Here is a 25,459-nt window from a genome sequence, read left to right as displayed (position 1 = left end):
CATGTCACACACCGTTTGTGTTGTTGGAGCTGGTTCTTGGGGCACTGCTGCTGCGGGCTTGGTAGCACCGCATACCGATAAAGTTGTTTTGTGGGCACATTCTGATAGGGTGGCAAAATCAATTAATGCCACACATCGCAATCCTTGCTATTTGTCCGATTACGAGTTACCCAACAATGTAGTTGCTACGAGCTCTATTCAGCAGGCAGTACAAGAAGCATCAGAGCTGCTGTTTGTTGTTCCTTCGGCACACCTACGTAGCGTGGCACATCAGGTTGCTTTGTATCGCAAAGCTGGTGTTCCGTCTTTAGTGCTTACTAAGGGTATGGAGCATAAAGGCGCCAAAACCATGGCAGAAGTTGTTGCGGAAGAGTTAGGAGAACCAGAACTAGTTTGTGCCTTGTCTGGTCCTAATCATGCAGAAGAGATTTGCAAAGGTAAAGTTGCTGCTTCTGTTATTGCAGGACCTCGTTTGGATATGGTAGAACGCTTCCAAGCTCTTGTACTTTCCCAGAATTTTAGAACCTATATTTCTGATGACCTTATTGGCGTAGAAGTGTGTGGTGCAGTAAAGAATATTATTGCGATTGCTGCTGGTATTGCTGTGGGGTACGGCCAGGGAGATAATACGCTTGCTGTTATTATGACACGCGGTCTTGCAGAGATTGGTCGTATTGTAAGCGCAGTTGGGGGTGATCCTATGACCTGTATGGGTCTTGCTGGTATGGGTGACCTTATTGCTACGTGCACCTCTCAACATTCACGTAATCGAAGTTTTGGTGTGGCATTGGCTTCAGGTAGTACACTGGCTGATTACGAGGCACAAACACACATGGTGGTAGAGGGTGCCCGAGCAGCAAAAAGCGTCTATGAGATTGCGCAAGACCGTGCTATTGAGGTGCCTATTACAAAAGCAGTTCATACTATTTTGTATGAGGGTGTTTCACTTGAGCAGGGGTTAAAGGAGCTGTTAGAACGTAAGCCGCGCAGTGAATTTTATGGTTTTGAACGGGGATAAAAGGGTGGAAACTATGCACAAAGAGGTTTTAATTGCTCCATCGATCTTATCGGCAGATTTTATGCATTTGGGAGCCGAATTAGATCGTATTGCTACGGCTGATTACATCCATTTTGATGTCATGGACGGCAATTTTGTCCCCAATCTTTCTTTTGGTATTCCCATCCTTAAGCAGGTCAAGGCTCACGCTAGCTTGCCTGTAGATGTGCATCTGATGATTAAAAATCCAGATAAAATGATAGACACCTATTTGGATGCTGGTGCAGATTTGCTGTGCTTTCATATTGAAGCAGCCAAGCATGCTCATCGCATGATTTCTCGTATTCATGAGCGTGGTGCATTGGCAGGTGTAGCGCTTAATCCCGGAACATCACTAGCTCTGTTGGATTCTTTACTCTGTGATGTAGACATGATTTTGATTATGAGCGTTAACCCCGGCTATGGTGGTCAAAGCTATATTCCCACTACTGCTCAGAAGCTCAAAAAATTACATGCGCTATGCCAAGAAGCAGGAGTATCGCCTTTGATTGAGGTTGATGGTGGCATCAATGCTCAGACAGCTCAGGAAGTATGCAGTTATGGTGCCAACATGTTAGTGGCGGGTAGTGCTGTTTTCCGTGGCGATTATGCTCAAAATATTTCTGACTTGCGCGTTGCTGGCAAGTCTGGTCTGGATTTGCAAATATAACTGAGGTTTGTATGACATCCGAATTTATCTACTTAGACTATGCAGCATCTGCGCCTGTTAGGGAAGAGGCCTTTGCTGCATTACAAGAATATAGAGAAAAACCTTTTGCTGGCGCCAATCCCAACTCACTTCATACTTTGGGAAGACAGGCTTCTCAAGAGCTAGAGGCTTCGCGTAAGCGTATAGCACAGGCATTGGGCGGTGGATTTAGACCTACAGATATTGTATTTACCTCTGGCGGTACAGAGGCTAACAATCTTGCCATTTATGGCATTGCAGAGGCTATGCGTAAGAAGGATCCTACACGAACAAAAGTTATTTTTTCTGCTATCGAACACGATTCTGTGTTAGATCTTGTCCCCGCCATGCGTGAACGTGGCTTTGAGGTGGTATTGATACCACCTCAATCTGATGGTGCAATACACCCTGAGGATTTGCAAAAGCATATGGATGACCATGTTGCATTGGTTTCTATCATGCATGCAAATAATGAAACGGGCATTGTAAATAATATAGATGCGCTTGCTCAGGTAACACATGAGTTTAAAGCGTCCTTCCATACGGATGCTATTCAAGCTTTTGCGCGTATTCCTCTTGCAATAAACCAGGTAGATGCCGTAAGTATTGCATCACATAAGATTGGTGCTCCTATTGGTGCAGGTGTTTTAGCTTTGCGCCGCACCTGTCCCTTTAAAGCTCAAACCTTTGGCGGTGGTCAGGAACTGGGACGTCGTCCGGGAACGCAAGATGTACAAAGCGCCTATGTATTCTCGAAGATTGCTCAGATGGTTGTAAATCAAATGGGAGAGGTGCGTCCCTATGTTGCTGCACTTGCACAACAAGTCTATGACCGCCTCTGTGCAGAAGGTACGCATATTTTGCCAACCACTACTGCTACAATGGATAAGAATCGCTTACCGGGATTAGTAAGTGTTGTGGTAGACGGATTGGATTCAGAGACGCTCTTACTACAACTTGATGCTGCAAAGTTTGAGGTATCTGCTGGGTCTGCTTGTTCATCCGCATCTCTTGACCCAAGTCACGTTCTTACCGCTATGGGAATTCCACGTAACCTAGCTTTTGGTTCTCTTCGTATTTCCTTTGATGAGCGTGTTTCTTCAGAGGCACTTGATGCATTTTGCGATACGCTTTTACAGATAGTAAAAAGCTATCGCTAGAAACAAGGTAAACTTGTTCGTCTTCAACCGAATAAAGGCGGACCCGTTATTCAGGAGTCTACATGACGCAGACTGACGCTCTTTTGCGACTTCAAGAAGTCGATTTGGAGTTAATTCGTACCAAGCGGGCTCTTGCCGCTCTTCCGCAAAAGGAAAAAATTAAAAAAATTAAACAGGCTGCTAAAAGCTTAAGTAGTGAACTTACTAAGCTAGTAGGCGCACGTAAGGACGTTCAAATTGATCTGGATGACAATCGTGCGACGCACCAACATATGCTTGATTTAGTGGAAGAGGTTTCTACTAAGGTAAGTACTACGAGCGATTATCGTGCTATTGCAGACTTGGAGGCACAGCTTACCCACTTAGCCAAGCGTATTGAACGCCTTGATTTTGAAAAGGCTGCCTTGGATAAAGATTTGGCAAAGCTACAGGAGTCTGAGGCTAAAGCTTGCGCGCTTGGTCGCAAATTACAAAGTGAGGCACAGATTCAGGCTGATGCCTATAAACAAGCCACTGCAGACATTACTGCAAGTATTACAAATCTTAACGAAGAACGAGAGCAGCTGGTAAGTAAGCTGGATACAGAACTTCTTGAGAAGTACAACACAGCAGTCCAGCGTTTTGGTGGTCTTGCAGTAGAGAAGCTCGTGGGCAACAATCCATCGATTTGTCGAGTTTCTTTGCAGCCAAGTTCATATGCTGATATTCGCGCCCAAAACACAGAAATTACTACCTGTCCCTATTGTCATCGCATGCTCGTAGTTACTGATCCTTCGTATAACGCTTAAAACAAGTAGGTGTCATATGCTAGCCGTGTCCCCAAATGAGGCAACAAAGCGTCATGTATTGCTGTTGGTAACTGGTGGTATAGCAGTTTATAAGGCCGTGGAAGTACTGCGCGCTTTGCAAAAAGCAGATGTGGATGTTCGTGTTGCCATAACAGCCGATGCTTGTAAGTTTGTGGGTACGGTAACGTTTGAGGCTTTATCGGGACACCCTGTTGCCACGAGTTTGTATGACTATCCTGAGTCTAGTATTCCCCACATTGATCTAAGCGCGTGGGCAGATGTTGTGGTGGTAGTTCCTGCTACAGCAAACATCATTGCAAAAATGACATATGGCTTGGCGGATGAGATAGTAAGTGCCACATTATTAGCTTGCGAGAAACCCCTTGTACTTGCAGCTGCTATGAATACACGCATGTGGAATAACCCTGCTACACGCACAAATGTTGCCACGCTTAAAGATAGAGGCGTGCAGTTTGTGCATCCTGTTTCTGGTCTATTGGCCTGTGGAGATACGGGTACTGGCAAACTGGCAGCTGTATCCACCATTGTGGATGTAACTTTATGTGTATTGAATCAAGCAGTTTGTGGAATGCCCCTTGCAGGTAAAAAGCTGGTTATTACTGCAGGTCCTACACATGAGGCTCTTGACCCTGTGCGATATATATCCAACGCTTCTTCTGGCAAGATGGGTTACGCACTCGTACGTGCAGCGCGTAATGCCGGTGCGAATGTGACGCTTATTTCTGGTCCTGTTAATCTGGATATACCTTGGGGAGTGACTGTTGTTCAGGTTGATAATGCATCTCAGATGTACGAAGCTACGCTATCAGAATTTAAACAGGCAGATGCAGCAATTTTAACAGCTGCTGTAGCAGATTACACACCAGCTCATCCAGTAGACCATAAGCTTAAAAAATCGATCGAGAAGGTTAGTCAGATTGATTTGGTGGAAACTAAAGATATTCTCGCAAAGGTTAGTGAAGAGGCACATGGCCGTATTGTAGTTGGTTTTGCAGCCGAAACAAACAATGTACTGGAATATGCCAAGGCAAAACTCAAGCGTAAAAACTGCAGCATGATTGTGGCAAATGATGTATCACGCAAGGATTCAAGCTTTGGTTCAGATACTAATTGTGTAACCCTAGTTATGCCTCATGAGGTTGAGCACCTACCTACACTTGGAAAAGATGAGGTTGCGGTACGTGTTATTTCTAAACTTGTGCAGCTCATGAATAATGCGCAATTTGGCGTTGCTGCTCAGGAGGTTTAGGCCGTGGGAATTCTTATTGGTTGTGAAAAGATCTCTCATGAATGGCCTGGCAAAAAGGTTCTTTCTGAGCAAACGATAGGCATTAATGAAGGCGACCGCATTGGTATTGTTGGCAAAAACGGCGATGGTAAGTCTACCTTATTACAACTCATTTCTCATACGCTTGAACCAGACAGTGGTGTTGTGACCTGGCGCGGTGGTATTGGTGTTGGTTATTTAAGTCAAGTAGATGCATTGGATAACACAGCTACCATACATCAGGCTGTAGTGGGAGATATGCCTGATTATGAGTGGGCATCAAACCCTACCATTCGCGAGATTTTGTCGGCATTGTTGCCTGATGTGGACTGGGAGGGCATAGTAGGAGAGCTTTCTGGTGGCCAGCGTAGACGTGTAGATTTAGCACGAGTACTTATTGGCAACTGGGACGTTTTGCTCATGGATGAGCCTACTAACCACTTGGATATGGGTGCCATTAGCTGGCTTGCAGAGCATCTTACACAGCGCTGGCAAAATGGCCAGGGTGCGTTGCTGGTAGTCACTCATGATCGTTGGTTTTTAGACAAAGTCTGCCTGAATATGTGGGAGGTCCATGATGGAGTTATTGATCCATTTGAAGGTGGTTATTCTGCATATATTCAACAGCGTGTAGAACGTGAGCGTCAGGCTGCTGTGATAGAAGAGCGTCGTCAGAATATGTTGCGCAAGGAACTCAATTGGCTGGCACATGGTGCTAAGGCACGTACTTCTAAGCCAAAGTTTAGAATCGATGCTGCAATGGAGCTGATTGCAAATGATCCACCTTTACGTAATCCTTTGGAGCTTAAACGTTTAGCCATAGCCCGCCTTGGCAAAATGGTTATAGAAATGAAGGACGCTGGTTTTTCTTATATAGATACGAAAAAACCAATCTTTTCTCATATAGACTGGCTGATTGGTCCTGGTGATCGTTACGGTATTTTAGGCGAGAATGGTGCTGGTAAAACAACGCTGCTCAAGCTTATGACAGGGCGTACACAGCCTACGCAAGGTAGTGTGCGCGTTGGTAAGAGTGTACGCTTTGGTTTTTTGACACAAAACTTAGATGCTTTAGCAGACAAGCAAAATTGGCGAGTAAACGAAGTTTTGCATCAGTATAAAAGTAGTTACTACATTGATGGCAAAGCATATTCTCCTGAACGCTTGCTGGAGCGTTTAGGTTTTGATACTCGCGAGCTCATGAGTCGTGTATGTGATATTTCTGGTGGTCAAGCACGTAGACTTGCCATTATGTGTGTACTTTTAGAAGAGCCTAATGTGTTAGTTTTGGATGAGCCAGGTAATGACCTTGATACCGACATGTTGGCCATTCTAGAGGATCTTCTCGATAGTTGGCCTGGATCTATGCTAGTAGTTACACATGATCGATATGTAATGGAACGTGTAACAGACAATCAGTTTGCACTCATTGATGGTAAACTTCGTCACGTTCCAGGCGGTGTAGATGAATATCTTAGGTTGCTTAAGACTTCTTCAAATCGTACAGCGCTTGCGGAAAAGCCTATTGTAGGTGGGCGAGTTGGTGTTACTGCAGATGTTTCTTATCCGGGTGCTGCTGGCATACAAAAACTTTCGAATGCACAAGTACGGGAACTGCGTAAACGCCACGATTCTGTGGAGCGAAAACTTGCAACTGCATCCAAGAAGCCTACTCAAATTACGCAGCTTATGCATACGGTCGATCCTACAGATTTTGCTAAGCTTCAGCAGCTACAAGAAGAACTTGAACAGGCTCAAGCGCGTGTAGAAGAGTTAGAAATACAATGGCTTGAGCTCGAAGAGGCGCTAGAAGAGCAAAAACATGCGTAAACTATTGCAACGTTTTTTAAGACCATACACTTCAAAAGCGATTCTGGGCATTCTTACCAAGATGGTTGAGGTTATTTTTGAGGTTCTTACGCCGTTAGTAATAGCACGCATGATTGATTATGGGGTACATACCAATGATGTTGATATGGTGGTACGTCTTGGTGCCCTGCTGCTTGTATTTGCTGTAGTAAGTTACGGTTTTACTCTTATTTGTCAAAAATGTGCAGCATTGGTAAGTCAAGGTATTGGTACAGATATACGCACAACCCTGTACGAACACATTTCACAGTTTTCTTCTGGCGAAATGGATAGATTTGGGACGCCTTCATTGGTGACGCGTATTACGAGTGATGTAAATCAAGTACAGGTGGCTGTGGCTTTAGGCATTCGGCAGGTTACTCGTTGGCCACTTTTAGCATTTGGCTCTATTGTTGCTTGTATAAGCATTAACTGGGAACTTGGTCTTGTAGCGTTGATCAGTACACCTGTTGTGGGTCTTATTTTTTTCTATATCATGCGCGCTGCATTAACGTTTTATAAAACCATGCAGGATAAGTTGGACACCATCTCTCAAATCACTCGAGAAGCCCTCTTGGGCGTGCGTGTTATCCGTGCATTTAGGAAAGACGCTTACGAATCAAAACGTTTTATGGTTGCTACACAAGAACAAACAAGAGTGGCTATTGGGGCAGGCAAGCTTAGTTCGGTGCTTAATCCGGCAACTTTTTTTGTAATGTATACGGCAGTGCTTGTTATTTTGTGGATTGCAAGTAACCATGTCAACACTGGAAATCTAACCCAAGGACAGGTAGTTGCCTTTGTCTCATATATGACAACTACATTGATTTCTGTAAGCTATCTTGCAAACTTAGTCATCATTTTTTTGCGCGCATCCGCATCCTCTATTCGTATACTTGAAGTATTGGAAACCACACTGCATGTTACTTCTTCTACTCAAAAGACAGTTGAACTTAACTCTGAAGCTCCTGCTCTTTGTTTTAATCACGTAAGTTTTGGCTATGGTGATGCTATACATGAAGCATCTCTTGTATTACGGGATGTAGGCTTTACTATTCAGCCTGGACAAACCTTGGGTATCATTGGAGGAACTGGTTCTGGTAAGTCGAGCTTAGCTCAGTTGTTGGCGCGCCTATATGATGTAACAAGCGGTTCTATTGAGTTGTTTGGATCAGATATTCAGTCCTTTTCACTGCAACAGCTTCATGAACTTGTGAGTTATGTTCCACAAAAAGCTTCGCTCATAAGTGGTACTATTCGCTCAAATTTGCAATGGAGAAATCCAGATGCAACAGATGAACAGCTGTGGAATGCATTAGCACTTGCACAAGCCAAGGATTTTGTCGCAAAAAAGCCTAAACAATTGGATAGCGTAGTAGAAGCAGGCGGTAAGAATTTCTCTGGTGGGCAACGTCAGCGTCTTACTATCGCACGTGCGTTAGTTGCCATGCCACGTATATTGGTTTTGGATGATGCTGCTTCTGCTTTGGACTATGCAACTGAGGCACGCTTACGTTTGGCTCTTCATGAATTACGCCACCGTGTTACAAGTGTCATCATCTCTCAGCGAGTGTCTGCAGTTATGCAAGCAGACGCTATTTTAGTTCTTGATCACGGTCGAGTTGCTGGCTTGGGTACTCATCATGAGCTTTTGCATAGTTGTAATATCTACCAGGAGATTTGCAACTCCCAGTTAAGTCATGAGGAGGTGCAGTAAAAATGGCAAATGCCTATACCGGTATTGGTGGAGGTTCGGGAGTATTAACTACCATCAAAAATACGGGAAAAAGTGATTATGACTTGATAGGGGATAGACTTGATACACATACGTATTCGGTCAAACAGGTCCTAAGCTGGATTGTGTCAGTAGTAAAACCTCATGCTTGGCTGACGCTCCTTTCTTTTCTGGCAAGCGCTGGCGCAGTTTTACTACAGCTCTATGTACCTATTCTGATTGGTCAAGGTATTGACTTGCTTGTTGGCAAAGGCCAGGTGCAATTTCTTTTTTTGTTTAAGCTCTTACAGCATATTGCCCTTGTGGTGGCAAGTGCTGCAGTATTGCAGTGGCTTGCTGGCTGGTGTACCAACAAGCTTTCATATACAACCGTGCAAGATTTGCGTACGGTAGCATACGCTAAGCTTAAAGCTTTGCCCTTATCTTTTATTGATTCACACGCACATGGAGATTTGTTATCTCGCATCACTAATGATGTGGATCAAATAGGTGATGGTCTGTTGCAAGGATTTACGCAGCTTTTTAGTGGCGTTATTACTATTGTGGGAACCTTATTCTTCATGTTTAGCTTATCAATCCCAGTGGGGCTTATCGTTGTGGTTGTGACTCCACTATCTATAGTTGTAGCAAGTCTCATTGCGCGTTTCTCGGCTAAACATTTTGCTCAAACACAACAGTTGCAAGGTGAGCTGGGAGGCTATGCAGAAGAATTTATAGGAAGCCAAAAACTGATAGCAGCTTTTGGCTATCAAAAAACCGCTCAGACGCAGTTTGATGCTATTAATAAAACACTTTATACAGCAGGAGAAAAGGCACAGTTTATTAGTTCACTTTCCAATCCTTCTACGCGACTAGTCAATAATCTTATTTATGCGATTGTTGCTGTAGTAGGTGTGATTTGTATTATTACAGGCACACCTTCCGTGTTGACAGCGGGTCAGGTCCAGAGTTTTTTGGCATATGCAAACCAATATATGAAACCGTTTAACGAAATTTCCGGCGTGGTTACACAAATTCAATCTGCATTTGCCTCTGCTCGTCGTGTGCTTGCGTTGCTTGATGCCCCAGAAATGAGCGAGAATCTCCAGGCAGATAGTTTGTCTACCCACGATAATGGCGAAATTGAGTTTAAGAATGTATCGTTTTCTTATACAAGCGATAAGCCCTTCTTACATGATCTAAGTTTCCATGTATTACCAGGACAGACATATGCTTTGGTTGGACCTACAGGCTGTGGTAAAACAACACTCATAAATTTGTTACTGCGTTTTTATGACATAACGGGCGGTCAGATTCTTGTAAATGGTCAAGATATTTCTCAGGTAAGTCGCGAAAGCTTGCGTGAAGCATTTGGAATGGTTTTACAGGATACGTGGTTGTTTAAGGGTACGATTAGACAAAATATTGCGTATAGCAAGTCAGATGCAACAGATGATCAAATTATTACCGCAGCAAAAATGGCCCATGCTCATAAATTTATTCAACAGCTTCCCTCAGGATATGACACAGTTATTGATGAAGAAGGAGGCCTGCTCAGTCAGGGTCAACGTCAGCTGCTGTGTATTGCTCGTGTTATGTTGGCAAATCCTTCAATTTTGTTGTTAGACGAGGCTACGAGTTCTATTGATACGCGTACTGAACGTCAGGTACAGGATGCGTTTGACCAGATGATGCAAGGTTGTACATCACTGGTGGTGGCCCATCGACTATCTACCATTCGTAATGCAGACTGTATTTTGGTTATTGATAATGGTGTAATTGTCGAGAAAGGGTCGCATGATACACTTCTTTCTCAAAATGGATTTTATGCCAAGCTGTATAAAAGCCAGTTTGAGGATTTATAAGCATTCGATCTAAGTATCAAATTCGGATATATTACTGCAGGTTAAATGCCATGTTATTATACGTTGCTTTTGGCAACGGGATAGTTTGTATACCTTGTTGCTAAGCGGTAGCTTGTAAAGGATAAGGGAGTTTGTATGCTTAGCACAAACATCAAAACGCTTAGAAAGTCACAGGGATTATCACAAGAAGAACTTGCCCTTAAGCTACATGTGGTACGTCAAACCATATCTAAGTGGGAGAAAGGTCTATCTGTTCCTGATTCAGATATGTTGTTAGAGCTTGCAGAAATATTAGATGTGCCAGTAAGCGCGTTGCTGGGAGAGGATATTTCAGAGCAAAAACCGGATGAAGTTTATGTTTTAGCTCAAAAACTGGAACTCATCAATTTGCAGCTGGCAGAACAAAAACGCGTGCGTTATAAAACTGCTCGCATTTTGCTTTACGTTTTGTGCGTAGTCATACTTGGAGGATGTATTTTCTTCGGAGTACTTAATGGAAGCTATTTAGAGTGGAGTTATGCAGATCCTGAGTTAGCCGTAATGGGTGTGGGGTTACATGCGGTCGAGTGGATATTTATAAGAACTGCACCGGTAGCTTTTGTACTCGTATTATGTGGTCTTTGGCATTTGCGATAAAAACAATATTGCCAAAGAGTGGAGTGCTAATAAAAAAGCAGATGAACTCTGCCATCTGCTTTACTATTCTGGTCGGGTGGACTGGATTCGAACCAGCGACCCCTTGACCCCCAGTCAAGTGCGCTACCAAACTGCGCCACCACCCGTTACATATGCTCGCTTGAGCACAGGGAATAACTTACCATTCATTACGAACGCTTTCAAGCAAAACTTTACAGCATCTCAAAATTTTTCTTGTTTCATGCTGGCTACAATTTGTTTGCAACATAAAGTTAGGGAGTATGTGCGCTTTATTAATGCGGCGTTTTTAAGCGGTTGATAGGGTAGGATTAATCCGTATGTATCGGTAATCAAACTGTTGCAAGGGTAGTGCATGGCCAAGAATCGCCAAATAAAAGAGCGCGTTAAGAACAACCTTAAAAATAAGGCCGATTACGATGCTCTTACCGCACAACAAACGGGTCATACTACTAGTCCTGTTGGTACTCCAGATAACCCGAGTACTAGAATTTTTACTCTTGCAAATGCCATTACGTTTACTCGTTTAATCTTTACGCTCATCTTTTTGTATATATTCGTAACTGGCGAGAATCGCTATATTGCGCTGCTTTTTTATGCCACAGCAGCCATTACGGATTTTTTGGATGGCCAAGTGGCACGGCGCACGCAAACCGTTAGTTGGGTTGGCAAAATTATGGACCCCATCATGGATCGTGTTTTGCTATTTACAGGCGTTTTAGGTTTAGTTCTTACAAAAGAATTGCCTCTTTGGACTGCAATTTTTGTAATTGGTCGTGACGCCTATTTAGGTATTGGCGCTCAGATTTTACAAAAGTATCGCCGTCGTCCTGTGGATGTAATCCTTATTGGCAAGATAACTACCGCATTACTTATGTTTGGCTTTACTGACCTGCTGTTGGGTCTTCCTATGTTGCAAAGCCTACGCTTGGTCAAGGTGGACTGGTTGCCACTTCTTAACGGAACACAAGCACCTCTTGGCATGCTTGCTGTATATGCGGGTATTGTTTGCTCTGTTATCACTGCAATCATATATACCAAAACTGGTATTTCCATTATTCGTTCGAGTCGTTTAGATCAAAAGGAAGCAGCGTCACATGTTTAAGGCAAAACGCTTACTCGCCTCGATTACAGTCTTAGCAATACTTGCTATTGCATCTCTCACATCACCCATAAGCGCATTTGCACAGGAAGATATGCCCTTGGAGGAGCCGCAGCTTTCCGAAGCGCAAGCTGCTCTTATAGCAGACTCTTCTGGACAAACCCTCTGGTCCACAAACGAGAATACCGAGATGAGCTTAGCTTCTGTTACTAAGGTTATGACGGCAATGGTTGCCTTGGACTCGGGTGTAGATCTTAATGCTACTTACACCATGACTGCGGTTGATCTTGGCCCTAATTCTCAGACTGCAGGCTATAAGCCTGAAGACCAAGCCAAGCTATCTGATCTTCTTGACGTTATGCTGGTTTTTTCTGCTAATGATGCAGCAACAGAGATTGCTCGTATTGTTGCTGGTCACGAGGATGCCTTTGTGGAACTCATGAACAAAAAGGCGCTTGAACTGGGTATGACGCACACTCACTTTACAAATGTGCATGGTCTAGAAGATGCGGGGAATCACTACTCTTCGGTGCATGACATGATTATTATGGGTCGCCATGCAATGCAGCACTATCCACTTATTGCTGAGGTTGTAACCAAACGTTCTGTTACAGTTCCCGTGAATAATAAGAATAGAACATTTGAATCAACCGATGACCTTATGGAGACCTACGAGGGTCTTTTGGGTATTAAGACAGGTTCTGTTGAGTCTGGTACCACTTTTTTGGGTGCTGCTGAGCGTGATGGAGTACGCTTGTATTCTGCCGTGCTTGGCTGCGAAACTAATGATGGACGTTTTGCAGATAGTGCAGCCCTTCTCGACTGGGGCTTTGCTCACGTTACTAACAAGGTCATTGCTCAACCCCATACAATTGTGCGATGGGCTCCCTTTGCTTACAACTTTAGCTTTAAATGTCCAGTGTATGCCTCCGCAGCTTCTGGTGCCGTTTTTGACGGAGCTGCACTTAATTACAGCTCTTTACAGTATCGACCCAACACCTTGGTATCTTCTCAGGATGCCTATGGCGCTACTCGTTGGTACCAAGGAGAGCGTACTGTTGCTATTTGTTCATATCATGCAGGTATTCCTATGCTTGGTGTGCCATCATACGGCATCTTTAACACTTTCAATTTCTATAGCATGTAATACATCAGTGCGTTTTATGCTCAAGTAATACGTTCCAAACGAAGGTATAAATATGTCTTCTCATAGTTCTCAGGTTGACCTCCTTAAAGAGCATATGCTGTTGGGTGGAGTTATGGCCCAAAGACATCGTGCGCAGGTTGCCTTGCATTACCATTCTGCTTCTAACGAGAAAACCGCTGTGCTTGAGTCCTGTGCTCTTACGCATCTGGCAGATTTGGGCATGATGCTTGTAAGCGGAACAGATGCTCTTGGTCTCATACAAGCCGCTGTAGCGTGCACATTGCCTGATGTAGGATCTTTTGCTTACGGTGCTGTTTTATCCGGTGATGGTGCTTTATTAGGTGTTCCTATGGTAGTTCGTACAGGAGATACAGAGTTTTTGCTCTTGGATAATTCTTCTCGTTTTGAATTGCTATACGAGTGGATTTCTTGGCTTTCTCAGGTAGAGCAGCAAGGGGTAGCACCTTATGAAAACACTTCTGTCAGTAACGAATCTACTGCACTTGTGCCATTTCAGTTAACTGGCCCCCAAGCATCAAGCATTTTGAATGATTATCTGACTCAGCATGCAACACTTCCCAAACAGGGAGGTGTTGCTAACCTTACGTTGGACAGCACAATGAGCATTGTGCTGCACGATGGCATTGCTGGTCAGGATAGCTTTATAGTCCTGGTACCACCAGCTGTCAGTGTTGTATTCTGGCGCAGTTTTTTGTCTTTCTCGGAAGTTGAACCTGTTGGGCATGATGTACTCGACACGTTTGTACGCAAGGAACATCCTTGGACAAGTGCACTTTCTCATTCGGATCGTGTGAGCGTTACACGAACAATGCTGTCTAACTGGAATATTTGTCGCTCTGCAGATGATTTCATTGGAGCTCGCGCGCTGTCTCATTAATGACTGATTGGATGGCTATCATGGATAAGACTGATACCACTTCGATTACCTCGTTTTCTTACGATTTCACAACCAAAATTAATCGAGAAGGTCAAGGTTCTGCAAAATGGAATCTCATGCATGAGCAAGCAGAAGATCCATTATCAGAAGGCATTGTGCCTTTTTCAGTAGCTGATATGGAATTGCCGCATCCACCTGAGGTTATTACGGCACTACATACCTTGCTTGATACGACTATTTTGGGTTACACCGTACCTACCGATTCATATTTTCAATCCGTTATTGAATGGCAAACCCGCCGTCATAACTGGACTCCTCAAAAGGAGTGGATTGTAACATCCCCAGGTGTAGTACCTGCTTTTCATGCTGCAATTCGTGCATTTTCTAAGCCAGGAGATGGCGTTATTATCCAGCAACCTGTGTACTATCCATTTATGAAGGCAATTACGATAAATGATCGCATTATCGTTAATAACGCATTGATCAACAATAAGAAAGAACGTTGTTATCAGATTGATTTTGCTGATTTGGAGCAGAAGGCATCGAATCCACATAATAAAATTTTATTATTATGCAGCCCTCATAATCCAGTAGGTAGGGTTTGGACGCGTAATGAACTGCAGCGCATAGTTGATATTTGCCTACGTCATGATGTTTTTATTATTTCTGATGAAATTCATAACGATCTTATTATGCCTGGATATGAGCACACAACATTGCTAAGTCTTGTAGATGAAGTTCAGGCCAAACATACAATGGTTTGTACAGCACCCTCTAAAACCTTCAACCTTGCAGGATTTCAAACTTCTAACATCTTCATTCCTGACGCAGATTGTCGCAAGAAATTTCAGCTCGAGTTTGAAAAACTAGGGTTAGGCATGCTTAATGCCTTTGGTTACACTGCTTGTGAAGCAGCTTATAACAACTGTGAAGTTTGGCTTGAAGAAGTGCTTAGGCTCATATGACATAACTATCAAGTGCTTTCTGAGCTTATCAGTAAACATCTACCTGAGGTTAAGGTATATCAACTTGAAGGTACATATCTCATGTGGTTAGATTTTTCTGCTTGGTCTTTATCTCAAGAAGAGCTTGAGGTATTCCTTCATACAAAGGCACAACTCTTTCTTGATGAGGGATATATCTTTGGCGAAGAGGGTAGTTGCTATGAACGCATTAATCTTGCTGCGCCAACTCAGACCTTAGTAGAAGCTTTTATGCGGTTGATTGATGCAGTAAAACAATCAGGTATTTATGTTTCATCATAAAGACAAGCATTCAAAATCCAAACAATCAAAATACCGTCTAGCATAAAGTTTAGGTATAGATTGAGTAAACACAACGATAGCGAGTACAATTACATTATTGTATTTAATTTTCTAAGGAGCATTAGATGGCGCAAGACTTTATAACTCCAGAGGGTGGAGACGCAACAAAAATGTTTCGCATTCCTTCCCAGGATGCCACTATGCCCGACTTGATGGGTGCTCGCAAGATTGTTAATCCCTCATTGAGTATTGTAAAGGGTCCCCAAGCAGGTATGTCTTTTGAACTTGATCAGGACTCTATTACCATTGGTCGCGATCCATCTAATAGCATCTTTCTTAATGACATGACAGTGTCTCGCCACCATGCTCGTATCGATTTATCTAATATTGCTTCTGGATTTGCTACTATTGAGGATCTTAGTTCTCTCAATGGCACATGGGTTAACGGTGCTATTGTTTCCCAAGCACAAATTTCGGATGGCAGCTCTATCCAAATCGGTACATTTTACATGGTATTTCATACCAATACTTCCGCATAGCAAGGTAAAAAATCATGTCAGATGCCGGCTACTTAACAATTGGAAAGCTTGTAAAAAAGTTACAAGATAAGTATCCCGACTTATCTGTATCCAAGGTCCGTTACTTGGAAGATGAGGGATTGCTCAACCCCTCACGTACACCTGGCGGTTATCGTTTATACTCTGCACGCGATGCTAAACGTTTAGAAGATATTCTTTATCTTCAAAAGAATCGTTTTTTGCCACTTTCTGTTATCAAAGAGGAACTCAAGCATTCTGAGCACGCTGCAATGCAGTCAACCGAGAAAAACGTTGAGTTACGCTTTGATATAGATGATGAAGAGACGGTTAATCGTTTGCATCCCATAGATCGTATGCCTGAGTTGCTGGGCGTATCCGTAAGTTTTGTTCGGCAACTTGCAGAGGCAGGAATCATTAGATTTAAACGTTCACCTCATGGTAGAGATTTAGTTGATGGTCATGATTTTGCGCTCATTCGTATTGCAGCTCAGTTGGGTCGTTACAATATTGGCCCTAAAAATCTTCGTCAGTATGTAACTGCTGCAAATCGTGAATCCACGATGTTTGAGCAGGCTCTTATTAGCTATGGTAAAGCTCGCCAGGGTGATGGGGAAGAGGCTCAGGCTGCTTTTGATGCTGCTTTTGATCAAATGCTTGCACTTACCAATGCGTTTAGAAGCACGCTTATTCGCAAAACGGTCACTAACCGAACAAACGGAGTTTATACAAGCTAAGGTGTAGTACACTGAACAAGGCTGTGCGTTCAGCGAAAGGAACAATTGTGTCTAAATTTGAGTACGAGAACCTCATTGTGGATATCCCTGATTATCCAGAACCTGGTGTTATTTTTAAGGATGTCACACCACTTTTTGCAGACCCTCAGGGTTTGTCTGCGGCTGTGGATACCATTGCTACACACTTTATGGGTAGGGGTATCACTAAAGTAGTAGGTGCTGAAGCTCGTGGATTTCTGATTGGCGCACCTGTTGCATATCGCCTAGGTGCTGGTTTTGTACCTGCACGTAAGCCCGGTAAACTTCCTCGTGAGGTCTATTCTCAGTCTTATGCACTTGAGTACGGTACTGATGAGCTGCAGATTCATCAGGATGCTCTTGGTCCTAACGATAAGGTCTTGATTGTAGATGATTTGGTAGCTACAGGTGGCACTTGTGTAGCAAGTGGTAAGCTTGTTGAGAAGACCGGAGCTGAGGTGGAAGGCTTTGCCTTTTTGCTTGAACTGGCATTCCTTAAGCCTCGTGAGATTGTGCAAAAGGACTTTGATAAGGAAATCTTCTCTCTGATTACCGTAGAGTAGGCTAACAGTTTTAATAGTTGTTGATTTTTGTTTATGTGGACGCTACTTCATGAAATATGAAGTAGCGTTTTTATTTTCCCAGTAAAGGGGTATAGTAATCACCACGCGTTTTTATATCACGCGACGAAAGGTTACGGTATGTTCAACAAAAATACGGCTATTTCAGCTGGTCTTGTTGTTGCTCTTTCTTTCCAGGCTTGCATGCCTACGCTTGCATTAGCTGAGCCCACTGCTCAGGAGCAAGCATTGAATAAACTTGAGTCTCTTGGTTCGGAGCTCGATGCCATTCAGGGTGAGCTTGATAGTAAGACCGCTCAGATGGAAGAAACTCAGGTAGAGATTGATAAAACTCAAGCTCAAATTATTCAGACAAGCCAGAAGCTTGATGAGGCAAAACAGACGCTTTCTAAGCTTACGCGCTCTAATTATAAAACTGGCAATGGTTCTGTTTTGGATGTAATTTTTGAGTCTTCAAGCTTTGAAGATCTTGCTAATCGTCTGTACTACATGAATAAAACGTCTAAGGAAAATGTAGAGGCCATTTCTGCCGTGCAGAAACTTAGCTCTGAATTAGCTGCTCAAAATCAGGTGCTTGAGGATCGTAAACAGTCGCTTGAAGCTTCTATCTCGGCAACACAATCCAAGCTTGCTGCATACCAGCAGAAGGTTGATGAAGCGCAGGCTTATTTCAACTCCTTGGATGAGGAAACGCAACAACGAGTAGAAAGCGAAGCTCAGGCTTCAGAAGAAGCTTTAGTTTCTAACTCAAACGCTACTTCGAGTAATACTTCTAACTCTCATCAAGGTTCAAGTTCTACTAAGAACTCTTCGGTTTCTACAGCAGTGCAAGCTATTAGAAGTAATAATTCGAGCCCCGCATCCACCAGTACAAACACTTCCCAAAACTCTCAATCTAGCTCTACAAGCAATAACTCTTCTACAAGTCAAAACAACATTTCTCAGACAACAACCCAATCTAAACCCAAGGAAACATACAATAGTTTTTCTGGTGCGGGTATCGAGTCTGCACGTTCTTTGATTGGTGTTATGTATAAGTGGGGTGGCAGCAATCCTAACCGTGATGGTGGGGTTGATTGCTCTGGCTTGGTTATTTATTCGTATGGAACGCGTCGTGGTCGCTCTACTTACGAAATGATTAACTCTCTTAAAGCTTCTGGTGACTGGAAAACAAGTATTTCCGAGCTTAATCCCGGCGATTTAATCTTTACGTCTTCAGGTCATGTAGGAGTTTATCTGGGCAACAATAGAATGATTCATGCACCTGCAGAAGGTCGCAGGGTATGCGAGACACGCGTTTGGGCATTTTATGGTGGCGGTAGCTACTAAGATGTGACCATACGAAAATTCAAAATTTTTTAGCTACTAAGACGCTGTTTGAACCCAAACAGCGTCTTTTTTGTTACTGTAGAAAGGCAATCAAAAAAGGAGGGAGATACGTGAGTATAAAAGCAGATACAAGAACAGCTGCTGAACGTGGTCTTTCTCGTAGTTTTAGACTCAAAATTGTAGGTAAAGGTGCCCTAGTTGGTTTATTTGCAGGTGCAATTGTTACCTTATATCGACTTTCTTTGAGTAATGCAGAAAAGCTTTTGCGCTTTATTACTAGTTCTATTAATCAGAATTATTTCTTTATGGCGCTTTGGTTTGTCATATTGATCTTGCTTGCCCTTATTATTTCTTTGCTTGTGCGTTGGGAACCATATACGGCAAGTTCTGGTATTCCACAAACGCAGGCAGATGTTGCTGGTCATTATGATTTACCCTGGCGCAGAATTATCCTCGCAAAATTTATTGAAGGAACGTTAGTTGCGTTTGCAGGACTTTCTATGGGTCGAGAAGGTCCCTCAGTTCAGCTTGGAGGAATGGCTGGAAAGGGCATTGCAAAGCTTTTTAAAACTAAAAGGGGAGAAGAGCATATTCTTGTTACCTGTGGTGCTGCATCAGGTATGGCTGCTGCTTTTCATGCACCTCTTACGGGAATCATGTTTGCCTTGGAGGAAATGCAGAAGATTTTCTCAGCACCGCTTATTACGGCTGTTATGGCTGCTGCAGTTATGTCTGACTTTTTCGTATCACAAGTTCTTGGTGTAAAACCTGTTTTATCACTCCATTTTGTAAGTAATTTACCTCATATTGATTATATTATTGTCATTATTATGGGTATTTACCTGGGAGTTCTTGGTGCTGTGCACAATGTTGGAATGTTTTTTGCACAGGATTTGTATACTAAAATTACCTATAAAGCACCTTTTACGCGTTACCTTATCCCATTTATTGCTGCAGGCATAGTGGCATTTAGCGTACCTGCATTGCTTGATGGTGGTGATGCAATTTTTGAAATTATTCAGAGTCCCTTTGTTGAGCCTCTTAAGCTGTTAGTCTTCCTTCTTATTGGAAAATATCTTCTTACAACACTTGCTTTTGGCTCTGGAATGCCTGGCGGTACGTTGTTTCCACTGGTAGTTATGGGTGCATTAGCTGGAACGATTTTTGGTAGAGTAGTTACCGAGATTACTGGTACCAGCTATGCATATGTTGCCAACTATACTGCGCTGGGAATTGCTGGTCTTTTTGCAGGTGTTATCCGAGCTCCAATTACAGGAGTTGTGCTGGTATTTGAACTAACCGGCAGTTTTAGTTCGCTTTTATCGGCAGTATTGGTCTCAATCATTTCGTATCTTGTTGCTGATCATCTTAACGTTGATGCTTTTTACGAGCACCTTTTTGCAAAAATGTTGGGTCGACATAATAGGGATGATTACGATTCACACATACATGCATCTGAAAAATTACTGAGAAGCCATATTGTATCTGCAGAAAGTTCTGTAGCCCATAAACTTATTAGTGAGATTGAATGGCCAGCTGCAACTTTAGTTGTGTCCATTGATCGAGCAGGAACAGAGTTAATACCGTCAGGAAACACACGTATCGAACCGTTTGATCGACTCGTTATTTTGATGGATGAGAAAACCGAGATTGCATCACAAAATATCCTTCGCAGCCTTTGCGCCGAAGATGACGTATTTGATTTATCGACTGATGAGTGAGGGTAGTAATACTGATTCTTATATTTATGTAATATCTTTACTTTACATAAGATATATTATCGCACTTTAAAATAATAAAACGTCATATGTAGTAAAGAAACTGGTGTCGTGCTTACAATATAGATAAGTAGCATCAAACCCAGAAAAATGACAGTGTAAGAGCCGTTTTAAGCCCTTAGAATATTTTTAATGAGTAACGGACCTATAAATCAGAAATTAATTTTCAAACCATAAGAAGTAAGCCGATGATTACTACCTTTGTAATGACCATCGGCTTAGAAATTACCTCATAAAGAGAATCAAACTATCAATAAAAAATATCACTCTACTGGAATACCCAAGAATGATGAAGCACTTGTTGCGGCAATGGCACCATCTGAGGCAGCTGTAATAATCTGACGCAATGGTGTCGCACGAACATCACCAGCTACGTATAAACCTTCGGTTTTAGTGGCCATGTGTTCATTTGTAATAATTGCACCATTAGGTAGCTTTTCTACCATGTCACCTAAAACCTCAGATGCTGGTTGCTGACCTACAAAAACAAAGACACCAAAGGAGCCTTCATCGAATTTCTCGGTAGTTTCTTCTCCTGTAACATTGTTACGGAATGTAATTTCATTCAAGAGTTGATTACCATCAACCTTTACGACGGAAGTCTGATAACGAATAGAAACTTTCTCATTATCTTCAAGACGCTTAATCAGGGCAGGTTGAGCTCTAAAGTGGTCTTTGCGTACAATCATAGTTACATGGTCTGCAAAACGCGTCAGGAATAGCGCATCCTCAACAGCTGTGTTACCGCCACCAATTGCAAAGATACTTTTGCCTCGATAAAACATTCCATCACAGGTGCCACAGTAAGAAACGCCACGGCCAGCAAATTTTTCTTCGTTCTCAAAACCAGCATGACGAGGAGTAGCACCAGTAGCAAAAATAACCGCCTTTGCTGTGTAGGTTGCAGAACCACCAACAATAGTAAAGATGCCAGATTCATTGTCTTTTTCAATGGAAACAATATTGTCCATAACAATCTTAGAACCAAGATCACGTGCTTGTTTCTCCATTAGATCCATGAGTTCAAAGCCCGTGGTATTAGGAACGCCGGGATAGTTATCAATCTCGTTTGTGGTAATGACCTGACCGCCAATTGCGGTTTGTTCTATGGTAATTGCATCAAGCATAGCACGCGTTGCATAGATTGAAGCAGATAAACCTGCAGGTCCAGAACCAATAATTACAAGGTCATGATATTCAGAAGTAGCCATGATACATCCTTTTTTGGAGTTGATTTTTCTTTACTCCCCTTTTATACCCAGTTTTATTAAAATTAAGTTGTACACAATTTATTCACTAGGTTTTTATGCTGCCCTACTTGGGTTGTTCGGATTCCATCTGTGTCTTAGGGTTATCTGGGGTTTGGGGTAATACCAAGTTCAAAATAATGCCCATAATTGCAGAAGTAGCCATACCGGGGAGTTCATAAGTAGCTAAAGGAATGGTAATACTGGCGGTTTCCATTCCTACACCTAAAATGAGTACTACAGAAGCAATCATTAAATTTCGGTTGATTGAAAAATCAACTTGGTTGCTTACGAGCGTACGTAAGCCATTTGATGCAATAAGACCAAAAAGAAGTAGGCTTACACCGCCCATGACAGGGGTGGGAATACTTTCGATAAGTGCCTCAAGTTTTGGACAAAATCCACCAACTACCAGTGCAAATCCTGCGGCATACCAGAACACCTGTGTAGAATAAACACGCGTAACACTCATAACGCCTATGTTTTCTGCATAGGTAGTAGTTGGAGGACCACCTAAAAAACCAGCGATAGTGGTTGCAATGCCGTCGCCTGCAAGCGACCGAGGCAACATAGAACGATAATCCCTATTTACAACCTCGCCTACTACCAGCAAATGCCCAATATGTTCAATAACCACAACTACAGCAATAGGTGCAATCAGTGCAATAGCTCCCCAGTCAAAACGAGGAGTATGAATCTGTGGAAGCCCAATCCAAGCTGCATCAAAAACAGATTTAAAGTCAATTAGACCAAAGAATGCTGCGCAAATGTAGCCAACAACAATAGCAAGTAATACGGGAATAGTTCCGATAAGACCTGGCATATTTGAGAAGATAACAGCAGCAAGCAGGGTTACTCCTGCAACAATAGCACCAATTGTTTGAAAAGAACCAGTACTTGAATTGAATGCCATTTTTACAGCAGTTGCAGAAAGGCCAATACCAATAACAATAATGACGCTAGCTACAAGCACGGGTGGTAATATGCGATCCATCCAGTCGGTTCCAATAAGTTTAATAATTGCCGCAAAGAGTAAGAATACAAGACCGGAAATCACAACACCCGATAATGCTGCATCAAGACCTTGTACTGCACCAACAGCAACAATTGGACTAATGAATGCAAAAGAGCTACCAAGGTAACTCGGAATCTTATTACGAGTTACTAATAGGTAGCAAATAGTACCAATGCCTGAACACATAATGGCAATGGAGGGATGAAGGCCTGTAAGCATGGGAACTAAAACCGTTGATCCAAACATACTCATCATGTGCTGAATGCCTAGAGGAATTGCGCGTGCAATAGAAACTCGATCATCAACACCAATAGTTTCACGCTCAGAAACCGCCATTCTCTCCCTCTTTTCTTAAAAAAGAGGTCCGGAACTCCGGACCTCTTATAGTATGCCTTCTGTTTTTTAGTGCATTAGGAAGTAAACCAAGAATGCAAGCGCTGCAACCCACATCATAGGCTTAACTTTTTTTGCGTTGCCGGTTACTACGGCAACAACAGCATAGGAAATAAAGCCCATTCCAATACCATCAGAAATGGAGTAGGTCATGCTGACACTAGCAACAATCATAAATGCAGGGAAGCCATCCAAAATATTGGACCAATCAATTTCTGTACACTCGGTCATCATGAGGTAGCCAACATATACCAAAGCACCGCAGGTAGCAGCAGTACTTACAACAGAAATCAATGGAGCAAAAAAGGCAGCAAGAATAAAGAGAATGCCTGTGGTGATAGAGGTTAGACCAGAACGGCCACCATCTGCAGCACCTGCAGTAGACTCAACAAAGGTCGTAATAGAGGAAGCACCAAAGAAACCACCCATAGCAGCAGCGCAAGAGTCAACAATTAGAATCTCGTTGATATTTTCCACATTACCGTCTTCTGTAAGGAATTGACCTGGCTTTGCTACTGCAAGTGCTGTTCCCATAGTGTCAAAGAAGTCAGACATCATAAGGGAGAACGCAAAAATCAAAAGTGTTGGGCTCGTTAAAACCTTAACCAGACCCATTACACCCTGAGCATCAGATTGGAAAGGAGCTGCAAGAGTACTAAAGTCAAGACCAGAAACAATGCCGGTGGGTGCCATGGTTACACCCAAAGGAATACCTGCTAATACAGCAACTAAAATACCAAGTAAAATGGATCCATTAACCTTAAGCGCAGAGAAAACCAGTGTGGCAATAATTGCAATCATACCAACCTGGAACGTAGCGCTGTGGATGTCACCCAAGCCAACAATAGTACCCATACCTGGAACGATAATACCAGCATTTACCAGGCCAATCATAGCAATAAACAGACCAAGACCAACAGAAATAGCATGACGCAGAGATACTGGAATTGCATCCATGATCTTCTCGCGAAGACCAACTAAAACCAGAATCAAAATGGCTATACCTTCGACAAAAATAATTGCCATTGCAGCGTGCCAGTCGCCACCAGCAATGCCAGTTGCTGCAGAGGCAATCATGGCATTTACACCAAGACCGGAAGCACAAGCCAAGGGGCGGTTAGCAAATAGACCCATTAAAATGGTCATTACACCTGCACCAACGCATGTGGCAGTTACAAGTGCATTCATTGGAATAGAGGCCAGAAGAGGTACCTCTGGGTTACCCAGAATAGCTGGGTTAACTGCAATGATGTAAGCCATTGCAAGGAAGGTTGTAAGACCAGCACGCAGCTCTTGTCCTACGGACGATCCCCTCTCTTCCAAGTGAAAGAACTTTTCCATTAGGAATTCCCTCTCTACGTCAAACGACGGACAATAAAAGCCTGTATCACAGACTATTCCACAGCGTTAGTTAACGCCGCTAGAACCAAATCCACCAGCTCCACGATCTGTTGCGTCAAGTTTATCTACCTCGACAAGTGTAACAATGGGAACCTGCTGAATAACCAACTGCGCAATTCGTTCACCGCGTTTGATATAAATAGGGTTAGTACTATCAAGATTAATGGCACACACCTTGAGCTCCCCACGATAATGCGCATCAATAAGCCCAGGTGTATTGACCATAGAGAGACCTTCACGTAGAGCCAAACCACTACGAGGTTGTACAAAACCAGCATAACCATCAGGGATTGCAATTGCTAAACCAGTAGAAATCAAACAACGCTCAAATGGCTGGAGCGTAACATCTTCATTAGCACGCAAGTCAAGTCCCGCATCACCCTCATACGCATATGCAGGTAATTCAACGGTTGGATCAAGCTTTTTAATAGCTAGATTAATATGATTAGTGCTCATCAGAAAGGCTCCTCAGCTCATTGCTAAATTCTTCCAAATCCTTGAAGTCACGATATACCGATGCAAAACGAACATAGGCAACCTTATCTAAAGAAAGAAGATTCTTTAAAACAAGACTGCCTAATTCAGAAGAATGAATTTCAGTTTTACCGGTATCACGAATTTCTGATTCGATAGTATCGATAAAATTATTAAGCTGATCTGTAGAAACATTACGCTTTACGGTAGCTGTAATCAGCCCACGCATGAGCTTTTGGCGATCGAACGGCTCACAAACATCGTTACGTTTAATTACGGTTAACGGTGTTTCTTCGCGTCGTTCGTATGTTGTAAAGCGATGGTGACACTTCTCACACTCTCGCCTTCGACGAATAGCATTATTGTCGGATGAACGTGAATCTACAACGCGTGACTCTTCATAGCCACACTTTGGACAACGCATGGACACATCCTTTTTTCTTTGAAAATGATTTTCACCAAAAAGGACGATAACATAAAAAAACACATGAAACACT

General features: G+C 42.8%; 24 protein-coding genes and 1 tRNA gene. 19 read left to right on the top strand and 6 right to left on the bottom strand.

Annotated elements, in window-relative coordinates:
* The first annotated feature begins 1 nt into the window (after nt 1).
* The 9 genes from G469_RS0105875 to G469_RS0105835 all read left to right on the top strand — a co-directional run bounded on the left by G469_RS0105875 (nt 2) and on the right by G469_RS0105835 (nt 11,023).
* Nucleotides 2–1,018 (top strand): NAD(P)H-dependent glycerol-3-phosphate dehydrogenase, encoded by a 1,017-nt coding sequence (locus tag G469_RS0105875; protein WP_028264259.1) that lies wholly within the window; start codon nt 2–4, stop codon nt 1,016–1,018.
* Between the two features lie 13 nt (nt 1,019–1,031).
* Nucleotides 1,032–1,706, top strand: a complete 675-nt coding sequence (gene rpe / locus G469_RS0105870; protein ID WP_028264258.1) for a ribulose-phosphate 3-epimerase — start codon at nt 1,032–1,034, stop codon at nt 1,704–1,706.
* Between the two features lie 11 nt (nt 1,707–1,717).
* Nucleotides 1,718–2,884 (top strand): cysteine desulfurase family protein, encoded by a 1,167-nt coding sequence (locus G469_RS0105865; RefSeq protein WP_028264257.1) that lies wholly within the window; start codon nt 1,718–1,720, stop codon nt 2,882–2,884.
* A 62-nt stretch (nt 2,885–2,946) separates the two neighbouring features.
* On the top strand, nt 2,947–3,672 hold the full coding sequence (locus G469_RS0105860; RefSeq protein WP_028264256.1) for a zinc ribbon domain-containing protein: 726 nt from the start codon (nt 2,947–2,949) through the stop codon (nt 3,670–3,672).
* A 16-nt stretch (nt 3,673–3,688) separates the two neighbouring features.
* Nucleotides 3,689–4,942, top strand: a complete 1,254-nt coding sequence (gene coaBC / locus G469_RS0105855) for a bifunctional phosphopantothenoylcysteine decarboxylase/phosphopantothenate--cysteine ligase CoaBC (RefSeq protein WP_028264255.1) — start codon at nt 3,689–3,691, stop codon at nt 4,940–4,942.
* A 3-nt stretch (nt 4,943–4,945) separates the two neighbouring features.
* Entirely contained in the window at nt 4,946–6,790 is a 1,845-nt protein-coding gene (locus G469_RS0105850; RefSeq protein WP_028264254.1) for an ABC-F family ATP-binding cassette domain-containing protein, read from the top strand.
* Complete coding sequence (locus tag G469_RS0105845; RefSeq protein WP_028264253.1) at nt 6,783–8,525, top strand: ABC transporter ATP-binding protein; 1,743 nt, start codon at nt 6,783–6,785, stop codon at nt 8,523–8,525. The genes G469_RS0105850 and G469_RS0105845 overlap by 8 nt, the downstream gene beginning before the upstream one ends.
* A 2-nt stretch (nt 8,526–8,527) precedes the next feature.
* Nucleotides 8,528–10,387 carry an ABC transporter ATP-binding protein gene (locus tag G469_RS0105840; RefSeq protein WP_028264252.1) on the top strand — a complete coding sequence of 620 codons (1,860 nt, stop codon included), beginning with the start codon at nt 8,528–8,530 and terminating at the stop codon, nt 10,385–10,387.
* Between the two features lie 135 nt (nt 10,388–10,522).
* Nucleotides 10,523–11,023, top strand: a complete 501-nt coding sequence (locus tag G469_RS0105835) for a helix-turn-helix domain-containing protein (RefSeq protein ID WP_028264251.1) — start codon at nt 10,523–10,525, stop codon at nt 11,021–11,023.
* Between the two features lie 69 nt (nt 11,024–11,092).
* On the opposite strand, the gene G469_RS0105830 is transcribed toward G469_RS0105835, so the two are convergent.
* A tRNA-Pro gene (locus G469_RS0105830) sits at nt 11,093–11,169 on the bottom strand.
* Between the two features lie 227 nt (nt 11,170–11,396).
* Here G469_RS0105830 and G469_RS0105825 point away from each other — a divergent pair.
* The 10 genes from G469_RS0105825 (at nt 11,397) to G469_RS0105785 (ending at nt 20,375) form a co-directional block, all read left to right on the top strand.
* Nucleotides 11,397–12,146, top strand: coding sequence for a CDP-alcohol phosphatidyltransferase family protein (locus G469_RS0105825; protein WP_028264250.1), 750 nt, complete (start codon nt 11,397–11,399; stop codon nt 12,144–12,146).
* Nucleotides 12,139–13,290: a D-alanyl-D-alanine carboxypeptidase family protein gene (locus tag G469_RS08555; RefSeq protein WP_051353798.1), complete on the top strand. Its 1,152-nt coding sequence runs from the start codon at nt 12,139–12,141 to the stop codon at nt 13,288–13,290. The genes G469_RS0105825 and G469_RS08555 overlap by 8 nt, the downstream gene beginning before the upstream one ends.
* Nucleotides 13,291–13,342: 52 nt before the next feature.
* Entirely contained in the window at nt 13,343–14,188 is an 846-nt protein-coding gene (locus tag G469_RS0105815) for an aminomethyltransferase family protein (protein WP_028264249.1), read from the top strand.
* 20 nt (nt 14,189–14,208) lie between these two features.
* Nucleotides 14,209–15,153 (top strand): MalY/PatB family protein, encoded by a 945-nt coding sequence (locus G469_RS08550; protein ID WP_245579126.1) that lies wholly within the window; start codon nt 14,209–14,211, stop codon nt 15,151–15,153.
* An 81-nt stretch (nt 15,154–15,234) separates the two neighbouring features.
* A complete protein-coding gene (locus G469_RS09190; protein WP_245579125.1) occupies nt 15,235–15,453 on the top strand; it encodes a hypothetical protein in 219 nt (72 codons plus the stop codon).
* Nucleotides 15,454–15,578: 125 nt separating this feature from the next.
* Nucleotides 15,579–15,992, top strand: coding sequence for an FHA domain-containing protein (locus tag G469_RS0105805; RefSeq protein WP_028264248.1), 414 nt, complete (start codon nt 15,579–15,581; stop codon nt 15,990–15,992).
* Between the two features lie 14 nt (nt 15,993–16,006).
* On the top strand, nt 16,007–16,726 hold the full coding sequence (gene ftsR, locus G469_RS0105800; protein ID WP_028264247.1) for a transcriptional regulator FtsR: 720 nt from the start codon (nt 16,007–16,009) through the stop codon (nt 16,724–16,726).
* A 47-nt stretch (nt 16,727–16,773) separates the two neighbouring features.
* Entirely contained in the window at nt 16,774–17,307 is a 534-nt protein-coding gene (locus tag G469_RS0105795) for an adenine phosphoribosyltransferase (protein ID WP_028264246.1), read from the top strand.
* Between the two features lie 138 nt (nt 17,308–17,445).
* The gene (locus G469_RS0105790) at nt 17,446–18,654 is read left to right on the top strand and encodes a C40 family peptidase (protein WP_028264245.1); all 1,209 of its coding nucleotides are present in this window, start codon (nt 17,446–17,448) and stop codon (nt 18,652–18,654) included.
* 110 nt (nt 18,655–18,764) lie between these two features.
* Nucleotides 18,765–20,375, top strand: a complete 1,611-nt coding sequence (locus G469_RS0105785) for a ClC family H(+)/Cl(-) exchange transporter (RefSeq protein ID WP_028264244.1) — start codon at nt 18,765–18,767, stop codon at nt 20,373–20,375.
* A gap of 320 nt (nt 20,376–20,695) precedes the next feature.
* Here G469_RS0105785 and trxB read toward each other — a convergent pair whose 3' ends face one another.
* From trxB to nrdR, 5 genes are all read right to left on the bottom strand, one after another.
* Nucleotides 20,696–21,643: a thioredoxin-disulfide reductase gene (trxB, locus tag G469_RS0105780; RefSeq protein ID WP_028264243.1), complete on the bottom strand. Its 948-nt coding sequence runs from the start codon at nt 21,641–21,643 to the stop codon at nt 20,696–20,698.
* A 103-nt stretch (nt 21,644–21,746) separates the two neighbouring features.
* A complete protein-coding gene (locus tag G469_RS0105775) occupies nt 21,747–23,030 on the bottom strand; it encodes a uracil-xanthine permease family protein (protein WP_028264242.1) in 1,284 nt (427 codons plus the stop codon).
* 66 nt (nt 23,031–23,096) lie between these two features.
* The gene (locus G469_RS0105770; RefSeq protein WP_028264241.1) at nt 23,097–24,428 is read right to left on the bottom strand and encodes an NCS2 family permease; all 1,332 of its coding nucleotides are present in this window, start codon (nt 24,426–24,428) and stop codon (nt 23,097–23,099) included.
* 66 nt (nt 24,429–24,494) lie between these two features.
* The gene (gene dut / locus G469_RS0105765) at nt 24,495–24,944 is read right to left on the bottom strand and encodes a dUTP diphosphatase (RefSeq protein ID WP_028264240.1); all 450 of its coding nucleotides are present in this window, start codon (nt 24,942–24,944) and stop codon (nt 24,495–24,497) included.
* Complete coding sequence (gene nrdR, locus G469_RS0105760; RefSeq protein ID WP_028264239.1) at nt 24,934–25,386, bottom strand: transcriptional regulator NrdR; 453 nt, start codon at nt 25,384–25,386, stop codon at nt 24,934–24,936. Before nrdR ends, dut begins: the two co-directional genes overlap by 11 nt.
* Nucleotides 25,387–25,459: the final 73 nt, after the last annotated feature.

It is taken from the genome of Atopobium fossor DSM 15642, from assembly GCF_000483125.1.
Classification (GTDB): Bacteria; Actinomycetota; Coriobacteriia; order Coriobacteriales; family Atopobiaceae; genus Atopobium; species Atopobium fossor.
This window is presented reverse-complemented; position numbering and strand designations above follow the sequence as displayed.